This window comes from Desulfurobacterium sp. (assembly GCF_027028515.1).
Lineage (GTDB): Bacteria > Aquificota > Aquificia > Desulfurobacteriales > Desulfurobacteriaceae > Desulfurobacterium_A.
Window position 1 is genome coordinate 1 of the sequence record NZ_JALVIW010000042.1, and the last position, 1,528, is coordinate 1,528.

The following is a 1,528-nucleotide window of genomic DNA, read 5'->3' on the forward strand; positions in this document are numbered from 1 at the left end:
TTAGAATCTGCGAGCTGAACTGCATAGATAACAAAGACCACATTATAGAAGAAAAAGAGGCGTTGGAACTTTTTAAAGACGACGTTATTGAGGCGTCAAAGAAGAAAAAGATGGAAGAATTCATAGAAGAACTCCACTTTATCTACTCAGTTGGAGAGACTCTTCTTTCCTACATTGAAAGAAACGCTATGATTAGAGGAAAGACTGTAAAGGAGTTGTCTGAAGACGAAATAATGAGGATGATAGACGAATATGTAATCACGATGGACGGATACGGATTAGAGGTTAAAGATGAGGTAGCTTACCTGATGGGGACAAAAAACCACACAAATACTTTTAAAAAGCTCCCGACTCCGAAGAGGAAGAGGTAGAAATGGCAGGGATAAAGAGGAAATCTCTGCTCTACCTGCCTTTTCTTCTTCTCTTTTTCATAACTACTGTTCTGACAGGAACCGCTTACGACGGAAGAGAAAAAGATGTGGCCAGAAAAATCCTCAGGAATCAATTTCTGAAACGGGAATACCTGAACCCGACCCTTACCTGCGTGATGAAAAAGGTTTCAGAAGAGCTTGAAAAAGTCCCCACGGGTTCTCTTCCGGAAGTCAAAAGAATGGCTTCTCTTGGAGACATTTTAGAAATTTCGGACTATGTTAGCATCTGCTCAATGAACACCGTTATAAAAAAGAAGGAAGAGATAGAAAGAGATTTCAACACGGAAGACTACGTGTCCGTTTTAAACGGTCTTGAAGCACTTGTATACTTGCAGGCGAAAAAAAGACTTGTTGTATACTCAAGAGACGGCATAAAAATTATCTGAATGAGTTAACTTTGACATCCTCTTCAGGCGAAGAAACAAAAACTTTAACTCCACACAGGTGTTCATATCTTTTTAGCTGGTTAATAATACTTTGAGGGAGATTTTCAACCTCAAGGAGAATTGAAACCTCTTGCTCTTTCCTTACAGGGATTGTTTTAACCTTTTCAACTTTAACGTAGTTGTCTATTTCCTTTTCCAGAAGAATGAGTCTTTTCTGCTCTTCCCTATCTACCTGATTGTAAATTTTTGACAGTGCTCTCTTGGAAATAAGCATTCCTACCCCCTTTTACCTTATTCCTGTTGACTTGTAGCCGTTAAGTCCCCTTTCAGACGGTGCTATTTCGTGAAAGTGCTCAAATATTTCCTCATCCACGCAAAAGTAAACGTTGCCGGGAATGACAGGAAGGAAAGGACACCTGAACATTCTCATCTGAACCATGAAATTTATGCCAACAACCGCTTGAGCAAGCCTTGCACCGGCGGGAACCTTAACCTCCCACTTTTCTCTCTTGATGCACTCTATTCCCTTGTATTTAAACGTATCTTTCCACTCAAAAGGAGCACACTCAAGGATGATTCCTATTTCGTTCCTGTAAGTGGGTTCAACCGTTCCGGGAGCGTTTGGAATCCTCAACGGCGTGTTCTTTGAAAGACCTGACCTTGGAAGAATGGAAAGGTAACACCCCATTTCCCACGGTGCACTCCACTTGA

General features: G+C 41.0%; 3 protein-coding genes and 1 pseudogene. 2 read left to right on the forward strand and 2 right to left on the reverse strand.

The genetic code is table 11. The features are described 5' to 3' along the window. On the forward strand, positions 1-371 hold a 371-nt coding region (locus MV676_RS03855), incomplete at its 5' end, for a hypothetical protein (RefSeq protein ID WP_297445423.1). A gap of 2 nt (positions 372-373) precedes the next feature. After that, a complete protein-coding gene (locus MV676_RS03860) occupies positions 374-817 on the forward strand; it encodes a hypothetical protein (protein WP_297445425.1) in 444 nt (147 codons plus the stop codon). On the opposite strand, the gene MV676_RS03865 is transcribed toward MV676_RS03860, so the two are convergent. Both MV676_RS03865 and MV676_RS03870 read right to left on the reverse strand, forming a co-directional pair. Further along, complete coding sequence (locus MV676_RS03865) at positions 810-1,091, reverse strand: hypothetical protein (protein WP_297445427.1); 282 nt, start codon at positions 1,089-1,091, stop codon at positions 810-812. The two genes, MV676_RS03860 and MV676_RS03865, sit on opposite strands and share 8 nt — an antisense overlap. Before the next feature lie 12 nt (positions 1,092-1,103). Further along, positions 1,104-1,528: pseudogene (locus MV676_RS03870) on the reverse strand (hypothetical protein); the annotation flags it as partial.